Here is a 22482-nt window from a genome sequence, read left to right as displayed (position 1 = left end):
AAATGTTTAGCGCAGCAGGCGGAACTGCCTTTGGATACAGAACATGGCTTCCCGCTCAGCCGACGACACCTCGGCACTTCCTCTGCGAATACGGACGGTTGGCGCATACTCGGCGCCTGCCGCCGCGCGGCCCACCCGGCCGGACCAGCCTCCGCTTTCCTCCGCTCAACGTGCCCTGTGGCTTCTCGACCAGCTCCACCCGGCCGGCTCCCTCTACAACGTCCCCGTGGCCGTGAAGCTCACCGGCGACCTCGACGTAACCGCCCTGACACACGCGCTGTCCCTCGTGGTCGAACGGCACGAGGTGCTCCGCACCGTCTTTCCGCAGCGTGCGGGCGGCGACCCGTACCAGCGGGTCCTCCCGGCCGCCGACGTACCGATGGAAGTCCTGGACCTGCGGGCGAACACGTCCCCGGCCCGTGACGAGACGGCCTGGCAGGCGGTACGGGCCCTCGTGGAGGAGCCCTTCGACCTGGCGGCGGGTCCACTGTTGCGGACCGTACTGGTGCGGCTCACCGACGAGGAGAGCATCCTCGGGATCTCCCTGCACCACATGGTCTGCGACGGCCCGTCCCTGCACATCCTCTTCGAGGAGCTCTCCGCGTACTACGAGGGGCCCGGAGCCGTTCTTCCCCCGCTGACCGGTCAGTTCGTCGACCACGTGCTGGAGCGGCAGGCCTCCCCCGACGGACCGGAGGGTCTGGAGTGGTGGCGCGAGCAACTGGCAGGCGCTCCCACCGTCCTCGCCCTGCCCACGGACCGGCCCCGGCCCCCGGTACGCCGGGGGCGGGGAGCCACGCACACGCTCCGGCTGCCCGGCGGGCTCGTCACGGCCGCCGGAGCCCTCGCGCGTCAGGAGCGGGTCACTCCCTTCATGGTGATGACCGCGGTGTACTCGGCCCTGCTCGGCCGACTCTCCGGATCGCGCGACCTCCTGATCGGTACACCGGTCGCGGGCCGCGACCGTGCCGAACTCGAGCCGCTGATCGGCTTCTTCGTCAACACCGTCCCCTTACGCGTCAGCCTCGACGGCGACCCGCCCTTCACCGGGCTCCTCAGACGCGTGCGGACCTCGACCCTCGGGGCCATGTCACACGCCGGCGTGCCCTTCGACGCTCTGGTGGAGAAGCTGCGCGTCGACCGGGATCCCGGTACCACACCCCTCGTCCAGACCGTCCTCACGTTCGAGGCGTCGCCGCTGGCCCGGCCCCGGTTCGGTGGCCTCGGGGCCAGACTGCTGCCGATCCTGCCGGACGCCGCGAAGTTCGACCTGGACGTCATGATCCTGCAGGCTCCCGACGGCAGCGGCGACTTCGACTTCTGCGTCACCTACGACACGGACCTGTTCGAGCCGCAGACCGTCACCCGGCTCGCCGAGAGGTTCCGCGCGATGCTCGCGGCCGCGGTCGCCGACCCCTCCCTGCCCCTGCACCGGCTGCCCCTGCTCACCGACGAGGAGACGCGCCAGGCCGCGGAGGTCTGGAATCCGGCCGGGGCCGAGTACCTGGCGACACCGGGTCCGCCGGTCCACGAGTGGGTGGAGCGTCAGGCCCGGACGCGGCCGGCCGATCCCGCCCTCAGCCTCGACGGCCACGAGGTGAGCTACGCCGAACTCGACGCGCGGGCCGGGGCCATGGCCCGCCGGCTGGTGGAGGCGGACGTGACGCCGGGCGACGTGGTCGGCATCCTGCTGCCCCGCGGCACCGAGCTCCCCACGGCGATGCTCGGCATCCTCAAGTGCGGCGCGGCCTACCTCCCGCTGGACCTCACGCACCCGGCCGCGCACCTCGCCGGGATCCTCCGCTCCGCCGGTGCGGCCCATGTCGTCACCAGTGGGGAATCAGCGCCCCGTCTGGCGGCCCTCGGGGTACGGACCGTTCCCGTCGAGCGGCTCACCGGAGCCGGAGCCGGGGCCGGAGCCGGAGCCGGGGCCGGGGCAGGGGCCGGGGCCGCGGACAAGGTGCCGGGAGAGCGGGGCGAGCCGGGCGAGCGTTGCGAAGCGGCCGGCCGTGGCGACCCGGCCGAGCCGCACCGGGTCCATCCCGACGCCCTCGCGTACGTCATCTTCACCTCGGGATCGACCGGTGAACCCAAGGGCGTGGGCGTGCCGCACAGCGCTCTGGCCAACCACGCCCGGGCCATCGACGAGCGGTTCGGGATGCGCCCGGACGACCGGGTCCTGCAGTTCGCGAACGCCGCCTTCGACGTGGCGGCCGAGGAGCTCTTCCCCACCTGGGCGGCAGGCGCCTGCGCCGTGCTGTGCACCGATCCCCCGCCCGCCGAGCGGATGTCCGCCCTGCTGGACTCCCTGGGCGTCACGGTGGCCAACCTGCCCGCCAGCTACTGGCAGCGGTGGGCCGCGGCGATACCGGCCGGCGACGACCTCGTGCCGGGCACCCTGCGACTCCTGGTCGTCGGCAGCGAACCCGTGGATCCCGCGGCGCTGGCCGCCTGGACCCGTCGTACGCAGGTGCCCGTCGTCAACGCCTACGGGCTGACGGAGACCACCATCACCGCGCTGACCCACGACACGGGCTGGGACTACGACGGCGCGCCGGTACCGGTCGGCGTCCCGCTGCGCGGCGTGCGGGCGTACGTCCTCGACGAGGACCTCCAGCAGCTTCCCCCTGGTGTCCCCGGCGAGCTCTTCATCGGCGGTGCGGCACTGGCCCGCGGTTATCTCGGACGCCCGGGCCTGACCGCGGAGCGCTTCCTGCCCGACCCCTTCGTCTCCGGCGCCCGGATGCACCGCACCGGGGACCGTGCGCGGCGGCGCGCGGACGGCGTCATCGAGGTGCTCGGCCGGATCGACGAGCAGCTCAAGGTACGCGGCTACCGCATCGAGCCCGGCGAGGTGGAAGCGGCCATGTGCACACACCCCGACGTGGTCCAGGCCGCCGTCGCGGCCCGGACCGGCGCCGACGGTACGCCCAGGCTGGCCGGGTACGTCGTCACGCGCGCCGGGGTGGTGCCCGGCGATCTGCGCGCCCACCTGACGGCGCTGCTCCCCGCCCATCTGGTGCCCGGCGTGCTGGTCCCGCTGGCCGCCCTGCCGCTGTCGAGGAGCGGGAAGGTCGACCGTTCGGCCCTGCCCGAACCACGGCAGGCCGTGCCCACCCTCCCGGGGCCTTCCGCCGGCGGACCGGCGGAGACCGATATGGAACGGGTCCTTTCCGTCATCTGGCAGGACGTGCTGGACATCGGCCGGGTCGGCGTCCGCGACAACTTCTTCGACCTGGGCGGGACTTCGTTCACGCTCACCACGGTCCACGCCCGGCTGAACGAGCGGCTGGGGCGCCGGCTGCCGCTGGTCACGCTCTACGAGCACCCCACGATCGCGGCGCTGGCGGGACACCTCTCCGACGAGGACCGGCCCTGCGGACCCACCCCGCCCGCGGACCCGCAGGCGGAGTCCCGGCTACGGGCCGGGCGCGCCCGGCTGAACCAGCGGCGGCGCACCGCCCGCTGACCGGCTCTCCCACCAGCTCGCACGGCGGCGCGCTGACCGGCGCGCCGACCGGCGTGCCGACGCGCACGAGGCACCCCGCGCAGCTCCACGACTGTCCACACTGACGCACCAGAAAGGGCTTCACGTGCCCAGCCCCACGACAGAACGACGTTTCACCGTGGTCCGAAACGACGAAGAGCAGTACTCGATCTGGCCGGCCGACCGGGCCCTGCCCAGTGGGTGGTACGACCAGGGAGTCACCGGATCCAAGGAGTCGTGTCTCGCCTTCATCGGCCGGGAATGGACCGACCTGCGGCCCAGGACGCTCCGTGAGATGGCGGGGAACTGACGTGAAGCAGAAGCAGAATCAGAGCCTGTGGCGGGCGGCCGATTTCCGCAATCTCTGGCTGTCCCACTCCGTGAGCCTGGTCGGCACGCACATCAGCGTGCTGGCCTTCCCCCTGGTGGCCCTCGTGATCCTGGGCGCCTCGGCCACCGAGGTGAGCATGCTCGCCTCGGTGGAGTTCCTGCCGTCCCTGCTGCTCGGCCTGCCGGCCGGGGCCTGGGTCGAGCGGCTGCCCCGCAAGGCCGTGCTGATCGTCTCGGACCTGGCACGCGCCGTCGCCATGGCGGCCGTTCCCGTGGCCTACGCGCTCGACGTGCTGACCCTCGGGCTGCTGTTCGTGGTCGCCTTCGTCATCGGACTCGGCACGCTCTTCTTCGACGTGGCCCAGCAGTCCTACCTTCCCGCGCTCGTCGAGGAGGAGGAGCTCGCCGACGGCAACGCCAAGCTGGAGGGCTCCCGTTCGGTGGCTCAGCTCGCCGGTCCGGGCGTCGGTGGCTTCCTGGTGCAGATCTTCGCGGCCCCGGTGGCCATCGCGGTCGACTCGCTCTCCTACATGGCCTCCGCGGTGATGGTCTGGAGGATCCGCGGCAACAGCGCTCCCCCGGAGCCCATCGAGCAGATGAGCCTGCGCAAGGAGGTGGCCGTGGGACTCCGCTTCGTGTTCACCCACCCGCTGGTCCGTCCCCTGGCCCTGTGCGCCCTGGCGGCCGACCTCGCCTTCGCCGCCGTGCTCGCCCTCCAGGTTCCCTACGCCGCGCAGACCCTCGGCCTCGGCTCGGGCGTCATCGGCCTGGCGCTGGGCATCGGCAGTGCGGGCGGACTGCTCGGGGCCGTGATCTGCGGCCCGGTGGCCGACCGGATCGGCTCCGGCCGCACCGTGGTGGCGAGCATCGTGGTGTTCAGCGCCGGCGCCGCGATGCTTCCGCTGGCCACTGGTGCGATCGGGTTCACCGCCGGACTGTTCGTCGTCTACCTCGGCGTGGTCGTCTTCAACGTCCTGCAGGTGACGATCTGCCAGAAGGCGACTCCCGAGACCCTGCTGAGCCGGATGTACGCGACGCTGCGCTTCGTCTCGTGGGGATCGGTTCCCCTGGGCGCCGCGCTGGGCGGCCTGCTCATCTCCCCCCTCGGACTGCGCGGGGTGCTGTGGGCGGCGGCGGCCGTGTGCGCCCTGTCCGTCCTGCCCGCGCTCTTCTCCCCGGTCCGCACGCTGCGTGACGAGCCCGGGGCGTCCGAAGACGACAGCGACGCCGACACGGCGGAGACGGAGAGCATCGCATGACGGTCACAGCAGTGGACGCCGGCCCGAAGGGCCCGGACGAGTCGCCGGTGGGCGACGGGGATACGGACGCCGGTGACATCTGCGGCCTGCTGGCCGTCGTCGGCATGGCGGGACGCTTCCCCGGCTCGGCGGATCTCGCCGGGTTCTGGCGGGGTGTGGCCCGGGGCGAGGAGTCGGTCACGCGGACGAGGGTCGATCCGGACACCGGCGACGCCTCGGCGTACGGGGTGGTGGCCGGCGGGGACGAGTTCGACGCCTCCTTCTTCGGCTACTCCCCCCGTGAGGCACTGCTCCTGGACCCGCAGCACCGGGTGTTCCTGGAGTGCGCCTGGGAAGCCCTGGAGCACGGGGGGTACGACCCCGCGCGCTGTCCGGGGGTGGTCGGCGTCTACGGGGGCTGCGGCGACACCGGGCACTTCTCCGCGCTGCTGGCGAACCGGTCCATGTTCCCCGGGGTCGGCGAGTGGCAGCTGCGGCTGGGCAGCGGAGCGGACTTCCTCACCAGCAGGGTCGCCTACAAGCTCGGGCTCACGGGCCCGGCCCTGACCGTGCAGACCGCCTGCTCGACCTCGCTGGTGGCCGTCCACATCGCGGGGCAGGGACTGCTGGCCGGGGAGTGCGACCTCGCTCTCGCGGGCGGCGTCACCCTGCGGGTGCCGCATCCGGTGGACGAGGACCTCGGTGACGGACTGCTGGCCCGGGACGGCCACTGCCGGTCCTTCGACGCGGCGTCGTCCGGCACCGTCTCCAGCGACGGGGCCGGGGTCGTCCTCCTCAAGCGGCTGGAGGACGCCCTGCGGGACGGGGACCAGATCCACGCCCTCGTCCGCGGCTCGGCGGTGAACAACGACGGCGCGCGGAAGGCCGGATTCACCACGCCCAGCATCGACGGCCAGGCCGCCGCCGTCGAGGCGGCGCTGCTCGTCGCCGGGGTCGGGCCGGAGAGCATCGGCTACGTCGAGGCGCACGGCACGGGAACGCCGGTGGGCGACCCCATCGAGGTCAGGGCACTGGCCAAGGCGTTCGGCTCCGGACTGCCGACGGCATCAGTGGTCCTGGGCTCGGTCAAGAGCAACATCGGGCACACCGACGCCGCTTCGGGGGTCATCGGCCTCATCAAGACCGTGCTCGCGCTGCGCGAGGAACTCCTGCCGGGAACAGTCCACTTCAAGGACCCCAATCCCGAACTACACCTCGAGAAAACCCCGTTCGACATCAGGGCCGTCGCCCGGCCCTGGCCGCGCGGGGCGCACCCCCGGCGGGCGGGCGTGAACTCCCTCGGCCTCGGCGGGACCAACGCCCATGTCGTCCTGGAGGAGGCACCCCGACCGCCGGCGCACCGTCCCGGACGTCCGTACCAGCTGCTGCCGGTCTCGGCCCGCAGCGCGACGGCGCTCGCGGCCTCGGCCGGCCGCCTGGGCGAGGCCCTGGAAGGTGACGCGCCCCTCGACGACACCGCCTGGACCCTCCAGACCGGGCGGGCGGAGCTCCCGCACCGCGGCTTCGTGGTCGCCTCGGACCGCGGCGGCGCCCGCCGGGCCCTGCTCTCGGCCGATCCGGGGAGCTTCCTCACCGGCCACGTCCGGGACCAGCCGGCCCGGGTGGCCTTCCTCTTCCCCGGCCAGGGCGGCCAGCACGTCGGCATGGCACGGGAGCTCTACCTCCACGAGCCGGTGTTCCGGGAGGCGTTGGACCAGTGTGCGGCGCTGGCCGGGCCCACGCTCGGTGAGGACATCCGGTCGGTGCTGTACCCGCCCGACGGGCAGGAGGCCGCGGCCGCCGAGCGGCTCAAGGGGATGCGGCTCAGCCAGGCCGTGCTGTTCTCCGTCCAGTACGCCCTGGCCCAGCTGTGGGAGGCGTGGGGTGTGACGCCCCGCGTCGTGCTGGGGCACAGCCTGGGCGCCTACGCCGCGGCCACGGTGGCCGGGGTGTTCGATCTGCCGGACGCGGTGCGGCTGGTCCTGGAGCGCAGCCGGATCCTCTCCGAGCTGCCGAGCGGCTCGATGCTCGCCGTTCCGCTGTCCGAGCGGGACCTGGCCGCGCTGCTGGTCGAGGAGGTGTCCGTCGCGGCGGTCAACGGGCCGCGGCAGTGCGTGGTGACGGGAACGGCCGCGGGGGTGGAGGAGGTGCGCCGGCGCCTGACGGGAGAGGGCGTCGACGCACAGCTCCTGCACATCAGCGCCGCCGCGCACTCCGCACTGGTGGATCCGGCGCTGCCCGCCTTCGAGAAGTACGTGGCCTCGGTGAACCTGCGGCCGCCCGCGGTCCCCTGGATCTCGGACCGCACGGGCCGGCTCGTCACCGCGGAGGAGGCGTGCTCCCCGTCCTACTGGGCGCAGCACCTGCGACACACCGTCCGGTTCGACGAGGCCCTGCGGACACTGTTCGCGATGGGCGAGGAGATCCTGCTGGAGGTCGGGCCCGGCCGCACCCTCGGTACACTCGCCCGCCGCCATCCGTCCTGCGCCGCCGGGCGTCCCATCGCGCCGAGTCTGCCGCACGCGATCGACACCACGGACAGCGGAACCGCCATGCTGACGGCCCTGGGCCGGATCTGGCAGGCGGGCGCGGTCGTCGACTGGGAGGCCGTCCACTCCGGGGAACGGCGTCGCAGGGTCCCCCTGCCGACGTACCCCTTCGAGCGGCAGCGCTTCCGGCTCGCCGTCGACCCGTACGCGTGGGAGGCCGCGTACGCGGGTCCCCTCGTGACCGATCCGGCGGCCACGGCCGATCGCGAGACCTGGGCCGCCACCGGGACCACGGCCGGTACGGGAACGGCGGTCGGTGCCGGGATCCCGGACGCCGGTCCGCCCGAATACGCCCGCCCGGAGTTGGGCGAGGAGTACGAAGCGCCCGCCGACTTCACGGAGGAGAGCCTCACAGCGGCGTTCGCGCAGGTCCTGGGCCTGGACCGGGTGGGCCGGCACGACAACTTCTTCGACTACGGCGGGGATTCGCTCGTCGCCAGCCAGTACTGCGCCCTCGTCCGGGCCTCCACGGGCGCGCAGATCACCGTACGCATGGTGTTCCAGGCACCGACCGTTTCCGCACTCGCCGCGCTCGTGAATGAGCAGTTGGAGAAGGCATCGTGACCGCACCCCGACCGCGTTGGGCACTGTGCCGTGCCCGCGACGACTCCGCCGCCCTGAGGATGTACTGCTTCCCGCACAGCGGCGGCTCGCCCGGCGAGTACATGCGCTGGTCGGACCGGCTGCCCGGCACCGAGGTGTGGGGCGTCCAGCTTCCCGGGCGCGGCAGCAGGCTCGCCGAGTCCCCGTTCACGGACATGCCGGAACTGGTGGACGCCGTGGTCTCCGGGCTCGGCTTCACGGGACCGTACGTCCTGTTCGGGCACAGTCTGGGTGCGCTGGTCGCCTTCGAGACCGCCCACGCCCTGCGCGAGCGGGGGCTGCCGGGGCCGCGCGCGCTGCTGCTCTCCGGCAGCGCCGCGCCCCACGTGCTGCGGCCCTTCCCCTCCCTGAGCGACCTGGAGGGCGAGGAGCTCGTCGCGGCCGTGGAGAAGGTCTACGGGCCGGTCCCTCCCGAGATCCATCAGGACGCGGAGCTTCGGGACATGCTGCTCGACGGACTCCGCGCCGACCTGCGGGTCGTCGGCCAGTACACCCATCGGGGCCGGCCGGCCCTGGACGTCCCGATCACCGTCTTCGCCGGTTCCGGGGACGACGAGACGCCGGCCGAACTCGCGGCCTGGCAGGCGTGCACCACCGCCGCCTGCGAGGTCCGGATGTTCCAGGGCGATCACTTCTACTTCCGGGAGAGCCCCGATGCCTTCTTCACAGCCCTCACCGCCTCCCTCACCGCCGCTCGCGCCGAGTCCGCTCCACGAGATCTACCGGGGACGGATCCCCTGGCAGCGGCTCCGGCGGTTCCCTGAGCCCTCGGGGGCGGGACGGATCCGCGGGGACGCGGCCGTGGCCGCCCTCGCCGCCCTGCTGCGCGACCGTGTCGACCCGGAGGCCGTGGAGCGGTCGGGGAAGCTGCCCGCGGGGCTGATGGACGACCTGCGCGAGGGCGGCTTCCTCCAGCTGCTGGCGGAGGAGGACGCGGGCGGCCTGGGCCTCTCCCCGTACCACGCCTTCCGCGTCGTCGAGACGGCGGCGACCTGGTGCACGCCGGTGGCGTTCAGTCTGGCGATCACCAACGGCTTTGGCTCGGGCTCGTACCTGCCGCTGCTACCCGAAGGTCCGCTCAAGGACATGATCGCCGAGCGTTTCGCGCAGGGCATCGTCTCCGCCGGCGCCGACGCCGAGGCCATCGGCACCGCCAACCAGCGGCGGGCGACCAGGGCGGTACCGGTGGACGGCGGGGCGTTCTACGAGATCACGGGCGAGAAGGTCTTCATCGGCAACGGTCCCGTCGCCGACCTCATGGACGTCTCGGCCACCCTGCGGGGACCGGACGGCAAGGACGAGGTCCGGCTGTTCTTCGTCGACTCCACCGCTCCGGGCTTCCGCGTGGCCGCACGTCACGAGTTCATGGGGCTGCGGGGAGCCGAGATCGGAGCACTGCACCTGGACCGGGTGCGGGTGCCCGCCTTCCATTTGATGGACGAGTCCGAGGACGGCTGGCGGATGCGGCCGGGCGACCGGACCCCGGCGTCCGGCGGGCGCGTCCCCGGTACCGGAGAGCCGGAAGCGGATGAGGGGTTCCGTCCGGTTGATTTCGGGCAGCTCGCGGCGCTGGGCAGGATCCTGGTGATCGCGCCGTCCTCACTGGCGATCACCAAGCTCTGCCTCCAGTGGTCCAGGGAGTTCGTCGGCCGGCGCAGTGTCGACGGCAAGGGCCTCGGCGAGTACGAAGAGATCCAGCGGCACGTGGCGGAGACCGCCGCGGAGGTCTTCACCGCTGACACCGTGCTCACCTGGGCGCTGAACGGCCACCTCACGGGTGACAACCAGCCGGAGCTCACCGCGGCGAAGAACCTGGTGTCGATGGCCTGCTGGCGCACGGTCGACCGGACCGTGTCGCTCCTGGGCGCCGAGGGGTACGAGACGGCCGCCAGCAAGGCCGGGCGCGGCGCGCAGCCGCTGCCGGTCGAGCGGTTCTTCCGCGACGCGCGAGCGCTGCGCGTCGCGGGAGGCGTCGACTTCATGGTGGACCGGTGGGCGGCGGAAGCGGCGCTGACGTCCTGCCATTTCACGGCGGAGGCCCTGGCCCCGGCCGGGGTCGACGCCGCGGCCCGGGACGATGCCGCGACCGGGGAGGGCGACGACGGCTTCGGCGCGTCCCCGGCCTGCCGGGAGCACTGGCTCTTCCTCCTCGGGCACGCGAAGCGGTTCGCGCGGACGTGTACGGAGCTGACGTACGGCACCACGCCCGAGGCCCTGTTCCGGCGCCAGCGGACCGTCGCCACCGTGGGACGCATCGGCGGCGAACTGCTCAGTATGTCCCTGGTCCTGGCACGCGCCGCCTCGCTGGCGGCCGACGGTGACCCGCGCGCCCTCCCGCTCGCCGACCTGTCCTGCGCCGCGTCGCGCCACCGGCTGTCGGGTCTCTGGCACCAGCTGGAGGAACCCGCCGGCGGCGCCGGGTACGCGGCCACCGCCGGGACCTGGCTGAACGGCACGGACCTGGACTTCCTGCTGGCGGACGTCATCACCGACGTCCCCCGGCCCCGCCCCTGAGCCCTTCGCACATCGGGAAAGGACCCCACCTCAGATGCACCACGGTTCCGCCCGGCCGGACGGCCAGTCATTCTGCGTCGAGGCCCGCGTCCACGAACTGTTCACCCGCCATGCCTTCCTGACCCCGGACCGGGTGGCCCTGACCACGCCGGGAGGCGATCTCACCTACGGCGCACTCAACGCCCGCGCCGACCGGCTCGCCGACCTGCTGATCGCGGCGGGCGCCGGCCACAACGCGGCGGTCGGCGTACTGCTGGAGCGCTCGGCCGAGTTCGTGATCGCGGTGCTCGCCGTGCTGAAGGCCGGATGCTGTTACGTGCCCCTCGACCCGGAGTACCCGGCGGCGCGGTTGAGCCTCATGGTCGAAGCGGCCGGCGTCGAGCTCCTCGTCTCCCGGGGCGCGCTGCCCGATCGGATCCCCGGGTGCGCCGCACCCGTGCTCGACATCGACGCGGCGACCGCCCCGGACGGTGCGAGCGGCGTGATGCCGGGCCCGGTGCTCCGCGTGCACCCGGACGATCTGGCGTACGTCATGTTCACCTCGGGCTCCACGGGCACGCCCAAGGCGGTGGCCATCCCGCACTCCGGCCTCGTCCGGCTCGTGGACCGCCCCGGATACGTCGACCTGGACGAGGACGAGGTCCTGGCGGCCGTGTCCTCGCCCTCCTTCGACGCCTCCACGTTCGAGATCTGGGGCGCCCTCGCCAACGGCGCCCGGCTGGTGGTGGGCCCGCCCGGACCGCTCTCCGCTTCGGAGGTGGGCGCCCTGCTCCGCGAGGAAGGGGTGACCTGTGCCTGGCTGACGGCCGGGCTGTTCAACGTCATGGTGGACGAATGCCTGGACGACCTCGCCGGGCTGCGGCAACTGCTGTCCGGCGGCGACATCATGTCGCCGGTCCAGGCCCGGCGCTTCCTGGAGGCGGCGCCCCGCTGCCGGCTCATCAACGGCTACGGCCCCACCGAGGCCACCACCTTCACCACCTGTCACACCGTCACGCTCACGGACACCAGGGGCCCGCGGATCCCGGTCGGGAAGCCCATCGACGGCACCTGGACCGTCATCCTCGACGAGGACCTCGAACCGGTGCCCGCAGGCACACCCGGCACGCTGTACGCGGCGGGGCTCGGCCTGGCGCGCGGATACCTCGGTGACCCGGAGCTCACCGCGCAGCGGTTCGTGCCGGACCCGACGGGGTGCGGCGGCCGGATCTACAACACCGGGGACCTGGCGCTGCGGCGGCCCGACGGGACGATCGAGTTCCTGGGCCGGGCGGACCAGCAGATCAAGAAGCGCGGTTTCAGGGTGGAACCGCTGGAGATCGAGGAGGCGCTGAGGGAGGATCCGCTGCTGCGGGACGCCGCCGTCGTCCTCGAGGGCGCCCGGAGCGACGATTCCGCGCTGGTGGCCCACCTGGTGCTGGATTCCGGCGCGGGGGCGCCCGCCGCCGAGGTGCGCGAGGTCATCAACGCCGTACGCGCGCGCCTGCGGGAGCGGCTCCCGGCGTACATGGTGCCCGATCGGTTCGCCGTCACGGACGCGCTGCCGCTCAACCCGAACGGGAAGGTGGACCGCCGCGCCCTGTCGGCGGCGGCGTCCGCCGCGCCGGGAGCGGCGGACGTGGTGGACGCGGCGGACGCGGCGGACGCGCTCACGGGGACGGAGTCCGCGCTGATCGCCATCTGGACCGAGATCCTTGAGGCGCACGGCATCGGCCGGGACAGCGACTTCTTCGAACTGGGCGGCCAGTCGTTCCAGGCCAGCCGCATGACCGCGCGCATGCGCACGCGGCTCGGTGTCGACGTCCCGCTGGCGGCCGTCTTCGAGTACCCGACGCCCGCGCTGCTCGCGGAGGTGATCGACCGGGCGACGTGAGGGCCGGGTCCCGGGGAACCGCCGCCCCCGGGATCCGCCGGGGGCTCACCCGTCGGCCGGCCCCAGTACGTCGCGCTGGATCCGATGGGCGATGGAACGGCGAACGGACGCGGACGCCGGTGCGGACTCCGGTGCGGACACGGTGGCGGCGGCCTTCGGGGGGAGGTCCAGGCCGCGGCTGATCTGGTCGTACGCGGCCTGGTAGCCGCCGGGCAGTTCTGCCCGGTGCCGTCTCAGATCCTCCTCGACCAGACGTCGTAGCTCGTCGACGTTCTGGGGCGTGAAACGCTTCTTCCCCCGGCTGAGCGCGTCCACGCAGTCCGTGCAGCGGGCGGTGCCGGGGAAGGTTCCGGAGATCTCCTCGGCGAGGCCCCACAGCCGCCCTTCGAGCCAGGGAACGTCGTACTGGTCGAGGGAGGTCCCCATGGGGGGCCGCGGGTCGTCCGTCCTGTGTTTCGCCATCTGCTTGGACACGGCGGGCTGGCTCATGTCGGTGAGCCGCGCGATGCGCTCCTGAGTCCAGCCGAGCTCCGCGAGCACCTTGATCATTTCGGCGCGCAGTTTCCGCATCTCCTCGCCCGCCCGGATGACCTCGTTCATCTCGGCGAGCATCCGGCCGGCCTGTTCCTCGGTCAGGTCCCCGGGGGGGCGCCGCACGCTCTCTTCGCCTGTCACAACCCCGTTATACACCAGCCCACCCGCCCTCATAACCACGTTGTACAACCTGGTTATGTCTGGCAGGATCCGCCGCATGCCCACCTTCTCCGCTCCTGACGGAACTCAGCTCTCCTACCGCGTGACCGGTGACGGCGACCCGGTCGTCTGCATTCCTGGCGGCCCCGCGGACTCCCGCTACCTCGGCGACCTCGGCGGTCTGTCCGCGCACCGCCGGCTGATCGTGCTGGATCTGCGCGGCACCGGCCGGTCCGCGGTTCCCGAGGACACCTCCACCTACCGTTGCGATCGCCTGGTCGACGACGTCGAGGCGCTGCGCGAGCACCTCGGCCTCCCCCGGATCGACCTGCTCGGCCATTCCGCCGGTACGAACATCGCCACGCAGTACGCGGCCCGGTACCCGGAGAAGGTCGCGAAGCTCGCCCTGATCGGTCCCGGAGGCCGGGCCGCGGGCGTGGAGATCTCGGCTGAGACCCGGCACGGGATCGCACGGCTGCGCGCGGACGAGCCGTGGTTCCCGGCCGCCTTCGCCGCCCTGCAGGCGATCACCGAGGGCACGGGCAGCGACTGGGAGGCCATCGCCCCCTTCTTCTGCGGCCGGTGGGACACCGCGGCGCGGGAGAACCACGCGGCCGGCCGGCCGGCGAACCAGGAGGCCGTCGCCCTCTTCGCCGCCGAGGGCGCCTTCGACCCGGAGGGCACCCGCGCGGCGCTCGCCGCCTGCGAGGCCCCTGTTCTGCTGCTCACCGGGGAGTTCGACCTGAACAGCCCGCCGGTGTCCGCGGCCGAGTTCGCCGAGGTGTTCCCCGACGCCACCCTCGTGGTGCAGCCGGGAGCGGGTCACTCCCCGTGGCTCGACGACGCCGGTGCGTTCGTGGCGACCACGGCGGCCTTCCTCCGTGGATGACCCGGCTGCCGCGACGCCCGCGCCGGGCCCTACAGGGGCGACAGCAGCATGAGGACCTCGTCGCGGTCGTCGCCGGCGCCCAGCCTCAGGGCCCCGGGCCAGCGGCCGATCTCCTGCCAGCCGAGCCGTCCGTAGAACTCCTCGAGGCCGACACCCCCGCGTGCGGCGAGATGCAGCTGCTCCAGGCCCATCTCGTCACGGGCGACCTCACGGGCCCGGCGTACGAGACCCGCGCCGATCCCCCGTCCACGCACGCCGGGCCTGGTCTGGACGTGGCGCAGCGTGCCCCAGTGCGCGATCAGCGGATCGGCGGCATCGCGACGGATGACGAGCCAGCCGACCAGCGCGCCGTCCACCGTGGCGGCGACGAGACGGCTGCTCGCCGGGCCGAGGCCCGCGGTGAGGCGGTCGACGGCGGCGATCACCGCGGCGCCGTCGACCGGTGCGAAGGGGAACCCGGCCGCCCCGCCCGCGTCGGACACCTCGGTCCAGCAGTCGACGAGCGCCAGCCGGAACTCCTCGGTGATCTCTCCGGGGCTGACGAACTGCCGGAAGACCGGCGCGGTGTCGCCGGTCACGGCAGAAGCACCTCCGTCACGCCGAGGGGCTCGAAGGAGATGCGGGTCAGCGATCCGTCCTGCGCCCAGCGCACCTCGATGGACGCCCCGTCCCGGCCGTCCGCCGTCACCGCGGTGACCGCCTCGGCGAGCGGGGCCCGGTCCGGCCCGTCGGTGAGCGTGGCCAGCGTCGCGTACAGGCGGGTCCCGCCGGCCCCGGCCGTCAGGCGCGGCACCCGGGCCCACCGCGTGAAGGCGGTCCCGGCGGGTGCCCGGGCTTCGTCCCGCGCTTCCCAGCCGTGCACCGGGTGGAGCTCCGAGAGCAGCGGCTCCCCGGGGCCCGTGGCCCAGCCCGTCTGCTCCACGCCGGCCCCTGACGGGGCTCCGTGGACCCGGTGCACGCGCAGCTCGTAGCGGCCCTTGACGACGGTGACGCTCTCCACGCGCAGCCCGGGCACCGTGGTCGTGCCGTACGGGAAGACCGGCCGGTGCCAGGAAGCGGCCCAGCCCCAGCCGTTCCCCTGACCGGTACCCAGCGGGTGGATGCGCCGCCGGACACTGCGGACGCCCGCCACGACCACGGCGAAGTGGTTGTCCGGGGTGTTGGCGCGCACGGTGGGGCCCGTGCGGGTGGAGTAGGCCTGGCGGGAGTAGAGCGGATCCTCCTCCGCGGCCGATTCCGCCTGGTCGGGCCCGAGGTGGTCGCTCCCGTGGTTGTGCAGCCGTACGATCCCGTCGGCGCGGGTGGTCTGGATCAGCAGCCCCGGCGCGGACAGCGCGAGCACCCGGTCGGGGCCCTCCCTGGGAGCGGCTTCCTCCGTCGCCGTCCACAGGGGATGCGCTTGGGGGGCGAGCAGGCAGACGAAGGCCTTGGACGCCCAGTACGGCGAGGCCGGCCCGGAGTAGGGCTGCAGGGTCGCTTCGTGCGGGCCGTGCCAGCCGAGGCCGAGCAGCCCGTCGGCGTCGAGGGCGCCCCGGTCGAGGAAATAGCGCAGCGAGCCGCTGATCAGGCGGCGCGAGGCGCCGGGGGTGAGAGGGGTACGGCCCGTGACCGAGCCGAGGCCGACGGCGGAGGCCGCGGCGAAGCGGTAGGTGAGGGAGCGGCCGAAGTGGACCGGCGCCCCGTCCTCCCCGAAGAGGAGCGAGAAGCTGTCCAGGTGCTCGCTCAGCCGGTCGCCGTACCGGGCCGGCCTGTCCGACCGGCCCGGCTGGCCCGGCTCGTCCGCGAGATGGGCGTCGAGCACCGGGTACAGGTGCAGCGCCCAGCCGTTGTAGTGGTCGAACGCCCGGCCGTCGCCGTCGGCGTACCAGCCCTGGCCCGCGTACCAGCCGTCCAGGAGGTCGAGGGCGCGGCGACGGATCCGGGCCGTCTCGGCGTCGCCGCGGCCCACGGATTCCAGGAATCCCGCCACGGTGAACGGGAAGAGGTACCAGTTGTTGGGTGCGGGCACATGGCGCAGTGCGCCGCGCAGCCATTCCTCGGTCCGGTCCCGCACCGTGCTGTCGAGCCGGTCCCACAGCCACGGCCGGGTCAGCCGGAGCCCGAGGGCCACCGATGCCGACTCCACCATCGGCTGGCCCTGCACGTGCACGTCGCGGATGACCGGCCAGGACTCCGTGTCGTCGCGGCCCGGTGTCCGGGTCCCCGCCGCCAGCCCGTCCGCGTACCGTTCCAGCCAGCCGTGCGGGTCCTCTCCCCCGGCCCCCGCGACCCGGAACGCCGCGGCGAGGAAGGTACGGGCGTACCCCTCGAGGCCGTCGGAGCGCACCCCGGAGGCGGAGGGCCGCCCCGGCAGGTCGAGCAGGGCCCCGCGCGGCGTGGCCCACCGCCAGGCGGCGCGCAGCAGCCCGTCGGCCACCGCCTCCCAGTGCGCACGGGTGTAGCCGGTGTACGGGCTCAGTGCGCGGTCTTCGGGTGGCAGTCCGGTAAGGGGCATGCGGGGATCTTGATCGAATGACCGCACGGGGTCAAGGGAGGGCCGGGAGAGGGGATCGGAGGGGCGGATCAGGGCCGGGGCGCGGAGTGTGCCGAGCCGAAATATGATGAGCGCGGGTCTTTCGCACAGCGGAAGCAGAGGCACATGGGCGTACCCCGGAGTGGTCCGTGACCCCGCGTCGGCATCCTCGGCTCGCCGGTACGGACCTGCTGAGCATGCTGGGGGACCTCACCGCCCAGGTGCGGGAAGGCACGGAGCTGCAGCAGGCCCGGGTGGAACTGGCCGAGGCCCTGCAACGGGAGATGCTGCCCGCTTCCCTGCCCGTACTGCCGGGGCTGAGGGCCGCGGCCCGGTACGCACCCTCCCGGCTCGGCCTGGACATCGGCGGTGACTGGTACGACGGATTCCAGGCGCCCGGGGGCGCGCTCGCCTTCTCCGTCGGCGACGTCCAGGGGCACGATGTGGCGGCCGCCGCCTTCATGGGCCAGGTCCGGGTGTGCCTGCGCGCCGTGGCCGCCGTCGTCGTCGATCCCGGCGAGGTCCTGAGCAGGGCCAATGACGTACTGCTGGCGCTGGACTCCGAGCTCTTCGCCACCTGCACCCTGCTCCGCCTCGATCCGGGTACGGGGCAGCTGGAGAGCGCCCGGGCCGGGCACGTGCCGACCGTCTGGGCAACCGTCGACGGCGCGTACGGGATCGCCGAGGACGCCGGAGGTCCGCCACTGGGCACGGTCGTGGGCGCGGGGTACACGGTGACCCGCCGCGAGCTGACCCGGGCGGGCTCCATCGTCCTGCTCACCGACGGGGTCGTCGAAGGTCCGGCTTTCCCGATCGAGGTGGGGCTGGAGCGCGTGGCCCGCATCGTGCGGGAGGCGGCGGGGGGCGATCCGGACGAGCTGGCGGCCGAGGTGATCAAGGTGGCGGAAAGTACTGGCCATGCCGACGACGCCGCGGTGCTCGTCCTCAGCCACGACGCCGCGGAAGGCTTCTGACCCCGCCCACGCCCGCTGAACCTCGCACGATCACGCGTGTCACGCCCGGCCGGGACGCCCGGGCTGTTGTCTCATGTCGTGGTGCGCACCGTGGAATGGCGACGTCCGTCCGAGGCACTCCTTCGGATCCTCGGAGTCGCGGTCGCCTACTACGGAGCCGGCCGGCTCGGGCTGCTGCGGCAGGTGGTGGTCGCCGGGGCGACCGTCACTCCCCTGTGGCTGCCCACCGGCATCGCCCTCGCCTGCCTGCTGTGGTTCGGGCTGCGGATCTGGCCGGGCATCGCCCTGGGGACGTACCTCTCCATCGAGCACCTCAGTTCGTTCAACCTCATGGACCTCGGCATCATCGCGGGCAACACCCTCGCTCCGCTGTGCGCCTACGCGTTCCTCCGCCTGGCCGGCTTCCGCCCCGAACTGGACCGGCTGCGGGACGGGCTGGCACTGGTCTTCCTGGGCGGGCTGGTGCCCATGCTGATCAGCGCGACCGCCGGTACCGGGACACTGCTGCTCACCGGCAACCTGCCGGGGCCGAGCTTCTGGCCGGTCTGGTCCGCGTGGTGGGCCGGCGACACCATGGGGGTGCTGCTGCTGACCCCGCTGCTGCTGGTGCTCCGCAGGGCCCGATTGCCCCGGGACCCCTACCGGGTCGCCGAGGCGGCGGCCCTCATGGCCGTGGCCGTCGTCGTCACCCAAGTGGTCACCCGCAGCTCGCTCTCCCTGCTCTTCCTCGTCTTCCCCCTGCTCATCTGGGCCGCGCTGCGTTTCCGGCTCGCCGGCAGCGCACCGTGCGCCCTGTTCGTGTCCGTCATGGCGATTCATGCGGCGACCACCCGCTCCGGCCTCTTCGCCCGCCACACGCTCCTCGAGATCATGGTCAACCTCCAGGCGTTCAACGGGACGGTCGCCCTGACCGCACTGCTGCTGGCCGCCCTCGTCACCGAGCAGGAGAAGGTCCGCACGAAGATCGAGGAGGTCTACGAGGACCTCGCCGACGTGGTGGCCCGTCTCGCACCGCCGAAGTGATGACCTCACGGGAAGCGGGAAGGGTGGCACCGCATGACGGCTGGCGCCCCCACGGACGGCGACGGCGGCCGGCACCGGCGAGCGGCACTCGCGGCCGCCCTCACGGCCGGCACTCCGCTCGTCGTCAGCTCGTGCGCCGCGCGTTCCAGGCGGTCGTCAACCCGTCCAGCCATGCCGGCGGCAGCTCCGCGGCGTCCCACTCCTCAGCCAGCGCCTGCGGCGCGGCGGCGAGCCGTTCCAGTACGGCGATGCTCGTGACGGAGTGGACGAGCGAGAACCGGCCGTGGACCGTGATGGCACTGCCCGGTCCGAACTCCGCGAAAAGGCGTTCCAGCTCGGCCCGGTGCGCCGCGCTGAACTCCGTCAGCCGCCCGGCGTACCGGGCCCGCTGCCGTGGGGTCATCGTGCCGAGGACGGCGCCGAGCACTTCCTCGGTCACCTCCGGATCCAGCTCCGAGACCGTGGTGAAGGAGAGGTAAAGGGGCGCGAGCGCCACTTGCGCCCGCTCCACCTCCACCCGCCCGGCCCGCGGGCGCTCCTCGGTCTGGTCCTGGTGGCCGTCCGGTCCCACGACGTGCAGCAGGGTCCGCTCGGTGACGGCCCCCAGCTCCGTCAGGAGCTCACCGGCGCCGTCGAGCCAGCCAGCCTCGTAGGCCTCGCCCTTGTCCCCGGGCGCTCTCCGGGCGCCGCCGCTCAGCTCCTCGTACGCGAGGGCCAGCGCACCTGCCTCCAGGAGCCCGATCAGTTCCCGCGCGTCGCCGGAAGGGACCCCCGACCGTGCGAGGAGTTGCAGCAGCGTCGCCCTCGCGTTGTCGACACTGACCTCGTCCGGCCACTGCCGTCCCTCGTCGGCCGTGCTCATCAGGTCCTCCCCATCGCTCGGGTGGTGCGTCGTGCGTGTGCGGTGTGCGGTGTGTGGTGTGCGGTCTGTGCAAAGAATCGCTCATCCCGACGGTCCAACGCACGGCGGCCGGGCGGTGCTCCCCGAACGGGTCCCACGGCCCCGGCGGGACGGGAGGGCGCGGCGGTGGGAACGTGCCTACGCTGGAGGTAGCCGGCGACCGGAGCGGCGGACACCGGAGCTCTCGGACGAGGTGACCCGATGACGGCCAAGCGCAGGACGCGAGTCCCCCCACGTGGCGGGCGGATCCCGGTCGTGGCCACCGTTTCCGCCGTCGCCGCCGCCTGTCTGCTCACCGGCTACACGACTTCCGGCGGGACGGCGGCCGGCGCACCCCTGCTCGCGGTCAGCCACGGCTCGCAGGACGGTTCCTGCCGGCCCTCCCTGCCGGACAGTTTCTGGCAGGCGCCCGTGGACACCCTTCCCGTGCACCCGCGCTCGGCCCAGTACGTCTCCTCGATCGGCTCCGCGGAGCCCCTGCACCCGGACTTCGGGTCGGGGCTCGTCGACGGCCTGCCCTTCGGCATCCCCATCACCGTCGCGGACACCACGCCGCCGGAAGCGAAGGTCGCACTGGACTACGCCGGGGAAAGCGATGCGTCCGGGTACCGGATCCCGCAGAGCGCGCGGATCGAGAACGGTCCGGCGAGCGACGGGGACCGGCACGTCGTCGTCTGGGACCGAGCCCTGTGCAAGTCCTACGAGCTCTGGGACGCCCACCCGCAGGGCGGCAACGCCTGGCACGCCGGCTCGGGCGCGGTCTTCGACCTCCGGAGCCATGACCTGCGGCCCGACGGATGGACCTCCGCCGACGCGGCCGGCCTGGCCATCCTGCCCGGCCTGGTCCGCTACGAGGAGGCCGCGGGCGGGCACATCGACCACGCCATCCGCATGACCGTGCCCCGCTCGGACCAGAGCTACATCTGGCCCGCGAGGCACCAGGCGGGTTCCGCGGCGGACCCGTCGCTGCCTCCCATGGGGCTGCGGCTGCGGCTCAAGAGCTCGGTGGACACCTCGAACCTGGCCCCGCAGGCGAAGGCCGTCGCCGAAGCGCTCAAGAAGTACGGCGCCATCGTGGCGGACAACGGCTCGCCCTGGTACATCACCGGCGAAGAGGCGTCCGGCTGGGACAACTCCCAGCTCGACGGGCTCAAGGGCTTCAAGGGCTCGGACTTCGAAGCGGTCGACACCTCCGGCCTCCAGCGGTCGCCGGACTCGGGAGCCGTAGCGCCGAAGTAGTGCCTGGAGGCGGGGCGGCGGGCAACTGCCGACGCCGGGAGGTGGCCGTGTGCCGGGACACTCCGGAGCAGGGCCCGACGACCGGCGCCTTCAACCTGGTCGGCGCGGACGGAGGGTGGATCTTCAACGAGGGACCCCCGTCCGACATCCAGGTCGTCGACGGCGTGCGACCGCTCGTTCTCGACCCGCCGCCGTACCGACGTGGCTGGCCCGCCGGGTGCTTCTTCCCCGGCATGCACGGCGACCTCGTGCTGGAGCGGGTGCCCTACGCCCGGGAATCCGCCGGCTGGCTCACCACGGTGGCACCGGCCAAGTCCTGAGACGCGCCGGGCGATTGCGGGGGCGCGCCGCTGCCGGCCGTTGCCGGTCACGCGTCGCTGCGACGGTACGGCGGCCGGCGTAGCCGGCTTCACGCGGCGAGGCGGGTCACCGCGGTGCGCCAGGCCGAGGTCACCGCGCCGTGGGCCACGGCCGTCGCCTCCGGGAGGCCATCCGGCAGGAGCAGCGGCGCACCCACGTGGACGTGGACGCGCGGCCGGCGGGCCGGGGCCGTGAGTACTCCGGCGATCTGCTTGGCCGCCGTCCCTGAGCTCACGCGGCGGGCACCCGCCTGGCCGACCGGGCGGACGGGCGCGCCCGTGCTCCGGGTCAGCCGGGCCAGGCCGCTGCGGAAGGGCAGCGGCTCGGCCTCGCCCGAGTCGCGGCGGGCCGGAATCCCGCCCTCCCCGTACATCAGCACGCACCTGCCCGCCGCCAGCGCCTCGGCGGCGTCGGCGAGCGAGCGTGCGGCGCGGGCCGTTCCCCGGTGCACCGGGATGTGCCCCTCGCGGGCGAGCGCCCCGCCGAGCACGGGGACCCGCCACAGCCCGGCCGTGGCCATGACCACCGGGTCGACGCCGAGTCCGCGCAGCGCGGCGACCACGACGACCGGGTCGAACAGGCTGGTGTGGTTGGCTACCAGGATCGTCCCGCCCACGACGGGCCCCGACGCGTCGGCGGTGACGGTCATCCGGCCGAACACCGGGGCCAGGGCGGCGGCGACACGGCTGATCATGGGACCTCCTGGGAGCGCGGCTTCGATGCCCCCAGCGTGCCGGGCGACGCCCGGCCCGGCATGAGTCCACGTACTCAACCCGCCTGGGTACGTGGCCCGCACGGCGACGGGGCGGGAGATGACGCGTGCGGACCGTCTGGCAGTGTGCCCCTGTGACTCTCCTGCCCGGAACTCGTGACCCCGTCGGCACCGGCCTGACCCCGGCCCGTCTGGCGGCGGCCGGGGCGGTGGTGCTGACCGTCGGTGTGGGCTTGGGGCTACGGGCCGTGGCAACGGGCAGTGTGGCCAAGTACGGAGGGGACGCGCTGTACGCCGTTCTGGTCCTCGCCCTCGTCGTCCTGGCCGTGCCGCGGGTGCGACCCGTACGGGCCGCCGCGGGCGCGCTGGCCACCAGCTGGGCGGTGGAGTTCCTGCAGCTCACCCCGGTGCCGGCGGAGCTCTCCCGGCACAGCACCCTCGCCCGCCTCGTACTGGGGTCCACCTTCAATCCGCCCGACCTGTTCTGGTACGCGGTCGGTGCGGCGGCCGGCTGGCTGGTCCACATCGCGGCGCGGCCGCTCCTCGTCAGCGGGAGGCGGCGGGCACCTGGAGGGTGAACAGACC

The 22482-nt window shown here is 73.4% G+C and carries 18 protein-coding genes; 13 read left to right on the top strand and 5 right to left on the bottom strand.

Annotation, left to right across the window (positions count from 1 at the left end; all coding sequences use genetic code 11):
- Positions 1-43 precede the first annotated feature (43 nt).
- The 7 genes from OG389_RS35070 (at position 44) to OG389_RS35040 (ending at position 12594) form a co-directional block, all read left to right on the top strand.
- Entirely contained in the window at positions 44-3469 is a 3426-nt protein-coding gene (locus OG389_RS35070) for a non-ribosomal peptide synthetase (RefSeq protein ID WP_328303165.1), read from the top strand.
- A gap of 124 nt (positions 3470-3593) precedes the next feature.
- Entirely contained in the window at positions 3594-3797 is a 204-nt protein-coding gene (locus OG389_RS35065) for an MbtH family protein (protein WP_328303163.1), read from the top strand.
- 1 nt (position 3798) lies between these two features.
- Positions 3799-5076 (top strand): MFS transporter, encoded by a 1278-nt coding sequence (locus OG389_RS35060; RefSeq protein WP_328303162.1) that lies wholly within the window; start codon positions 3799-3801, stop codon positions 5074-5076.
- Positions 5073-8168: a type I polyketide synthase gene (locus OG389_RS35055; RefSeq protein ID WP_328303160.1), complete on the top strand. Its 3096-nt coding sequence runs from the start codon at positions 5073-5075 to the stop codon at positions 8166-8168. Before OG389_RS35060 ends, OG389_RS35055 begins: the two co-directional genes overlap by 4 nt.
- Entirely contained in the window at positions 8165-8971 is an 807-nt protein-coding gene (locus OG389_RS35050) for a thioesterase II family protein (protein ID WP_328303158.1), read from the top strand. The genes OG389_RS35055 and OG389_RS35050 overlap by 4 nt, the downstream gene beginning before the upstream one ends.
- Entirely contained in the window at positions 8862-10721 is a 1860-nt protein-coding gene (locus OG389_RS35045; protein WP_328303156.1) for an acyl-CoA dehydrogenase family protein, read from the top strand. Before OG389_RS35050 ends, OG389_RS35045 begins: the two co-directional genes overlap by 110 nt.
- A gap of 34 nt (positions 10722-10755) precedes the next feature.
- A complete protein-coding gene (locus OG389_RS35040) occupies positions 10756-12594 on the top strand; it encodes a non-ribosomal peptide synthetase (RefSeq protein ID WP_328303154.1) in 1839 nt (612 codons plus the stop codon).
- 45 nt (positions 12595-12639) lie between these two features.
- Here the strand turns inward: OG389_RS35040 and OG389_RS35035 are convergent, their stop codons facing one another.
- Positions 12640-13269, bottom strand: a complete 630-nt coding sequence (locus OG389_RS35035) for a sigma-70 family RNA polymerase sigma factor (RefSeq protein WP_328303152.1) — start codon at positions 13267-13269, stop codon at positions 12640-12642.
- A gap of 76 nt (positions 13270-13345) precedes the next feature.
- Between OG389_RS35035 and OG389_RS35030 the strand changes: the two genes are divergently transcribed.
- Positions 13346-14176 carry an alpha/beta fold hydrolase gene (locus OG389_RS35030; RefSeq protein WP_328303151.1) on the top strand — a complete coding sequence of 277 codons (831 nt, stop codon included), beginning with the start codon at positions 13346-13348 and terminating at the stop codon, positions 14174-14176.
- Positions 14177-14205: 29 nt separating this feature from the next.
- Here the strand turns inward: OG389_RS35030 and OG389_RS35025 are convergent, their stop codons facing one another.
- On the bottom strand, positions 14206-14754 hold the full coding sequence (locus OG389_RS35025) for a GNAT family N-acetyltransferase (RefSeq protein WP_328303149.1): 549 nt from the start codon (positions 14752-14754) through the stop codon (positions 14206-14208).
- A complete protein-coding gene (locus OG389_RS35020; protein WP_328303147.1) occupies positions 14751-16670 on the bottom strand; it encodes a DUF2264 domain-containing protein in 1920 nt (639 codons plus the stop codon). Before OG389_RS35020 ends, OG389_RS35025 begins: the two co-directional genes overlap by 4 nt.
- Before the next feature lie 167 nt (positions 16671-16837).
- Between OG389_RS35020 and OG389_RS35015 the strand changes: the two genes are divergently transcribed.
- Both OG389_RS35015 and OG389_RS35010 read left to right on the top strand, forming a co-directional pair.
- Positions 16838-17662 carry a PP2C family protein-serine/threonine phosphatase gene (locus OG389_RS35015; RefSeq protein ID WP_328303145.1) on the top strand — a complete coding sequence of 275 codons (825 nt, stop codon included), beginning with the start codon at positions 16838-16840 and terminating at the stop codon, positions 17660-17662.
- A gap of 78 nt (positions 17663-17740) precedes the next feature.
- Positions 17741-18685 (top strand): MASE1 domain-containing protein, encoded by a 945-nt coding sequence (locus OG389_RS35010; RefSeq protein WP_328304345.1) that lies wholly within the window; start codon positions 17741-17743, stop codon positions 18683-18685.
- Positions 18686-18809: 124 nt separating this feature from the next.
- Here OG389_RS35010 and OG389_RS35005 read toward each other — a convergent pair whose 3' ends face one another.
- On the bottom strand, positions 18810-19547 hold the full coding sequence (locus OG389_RS35005) for a hypothetical protein (RefSeq protein ID WP_328303143.1): 738 nt from the start codon (positions 19545-19547) through the stop codon (positions 18810-18812).
- Positions 19548-19841: 294 nt separating this feature from the next.
- Between OG389_RS35005 and OG389_RS35000 the strand changes: the two genes are divergently transcribed.
- Together OG389_RS35000 and OG389_RS34995 are read left to right on the top strand one after the other, a co-directional pair.
- The gene (locus tag OG389_RS35000; RefSeq protein ID WP_328303141.1) at positions 19842-20825 is read left to right on the top strand and encodes a hypothetical protein; all 984 of its coding nucleotides are present in this window, start codon (positions 19842-19844) and stop codon (positions 20823-20825) included.
- A gap of 47 nt (positions 20826-20872) precedes the next feature.
- Positions 20873-21145, top strand: a complete 273-nt coding sequence (locus tag OG389_RS34995; RefSeq protein ID WP_443059396.1) for a hypothetical protein — start codon at positions 20873-20875, stop codon at positions 21143-21145.
- An 89-nt stretch (positions 21146-21234) separates the two neighbouring features.
- Here OG389_RS34995 and OG389_RS34990 read toward each other — a convergent pair whose 3' ends face one another.
- On the bottom strand, positions 21235-21879 hold the full coding sequence (locus OG389_RS34990; RefSeq protein WP_328303139.1) for a lysophospholipid acyltransferase family protein: 645 nt from the start codon (positions 21877-21879) through the stop codon (positions 21235-21237).
- Positions 21880-22031: 152 nt separating this feature from the next.
- Between OG389_RS34990 and OG389_RS34985 the strand changes: the two genes are divergently transcribed.
- Complete coding sequence (locus OG389_RS34985) at positions 22032-22475, top strand: ribosomal maturation YjgA family protein (RefSeq protein ID WP_443059395.1); 444 nt, start codon at positions 22032-22034, stop codon at positions 22473-22475.
- The last annotated feature ends 7 nt before the right edge of the window (positions 22476-22482 follow it).

This window comes from Streptomyces sp. NBC_00435 (assembly GCF_036014235.1).
In the GTDB taxonomy this organism is placed as follows: Bacteria; Actinomycetota; Actinomycetes; order Streptomycetales; family Streptomycetaceae; genus Streptomyces.
The sequence above is the reverse complement of the archived record's forward strand: the minus strand, read 5'-3'. Positions and strand labels throughout refer to the sequence as shown.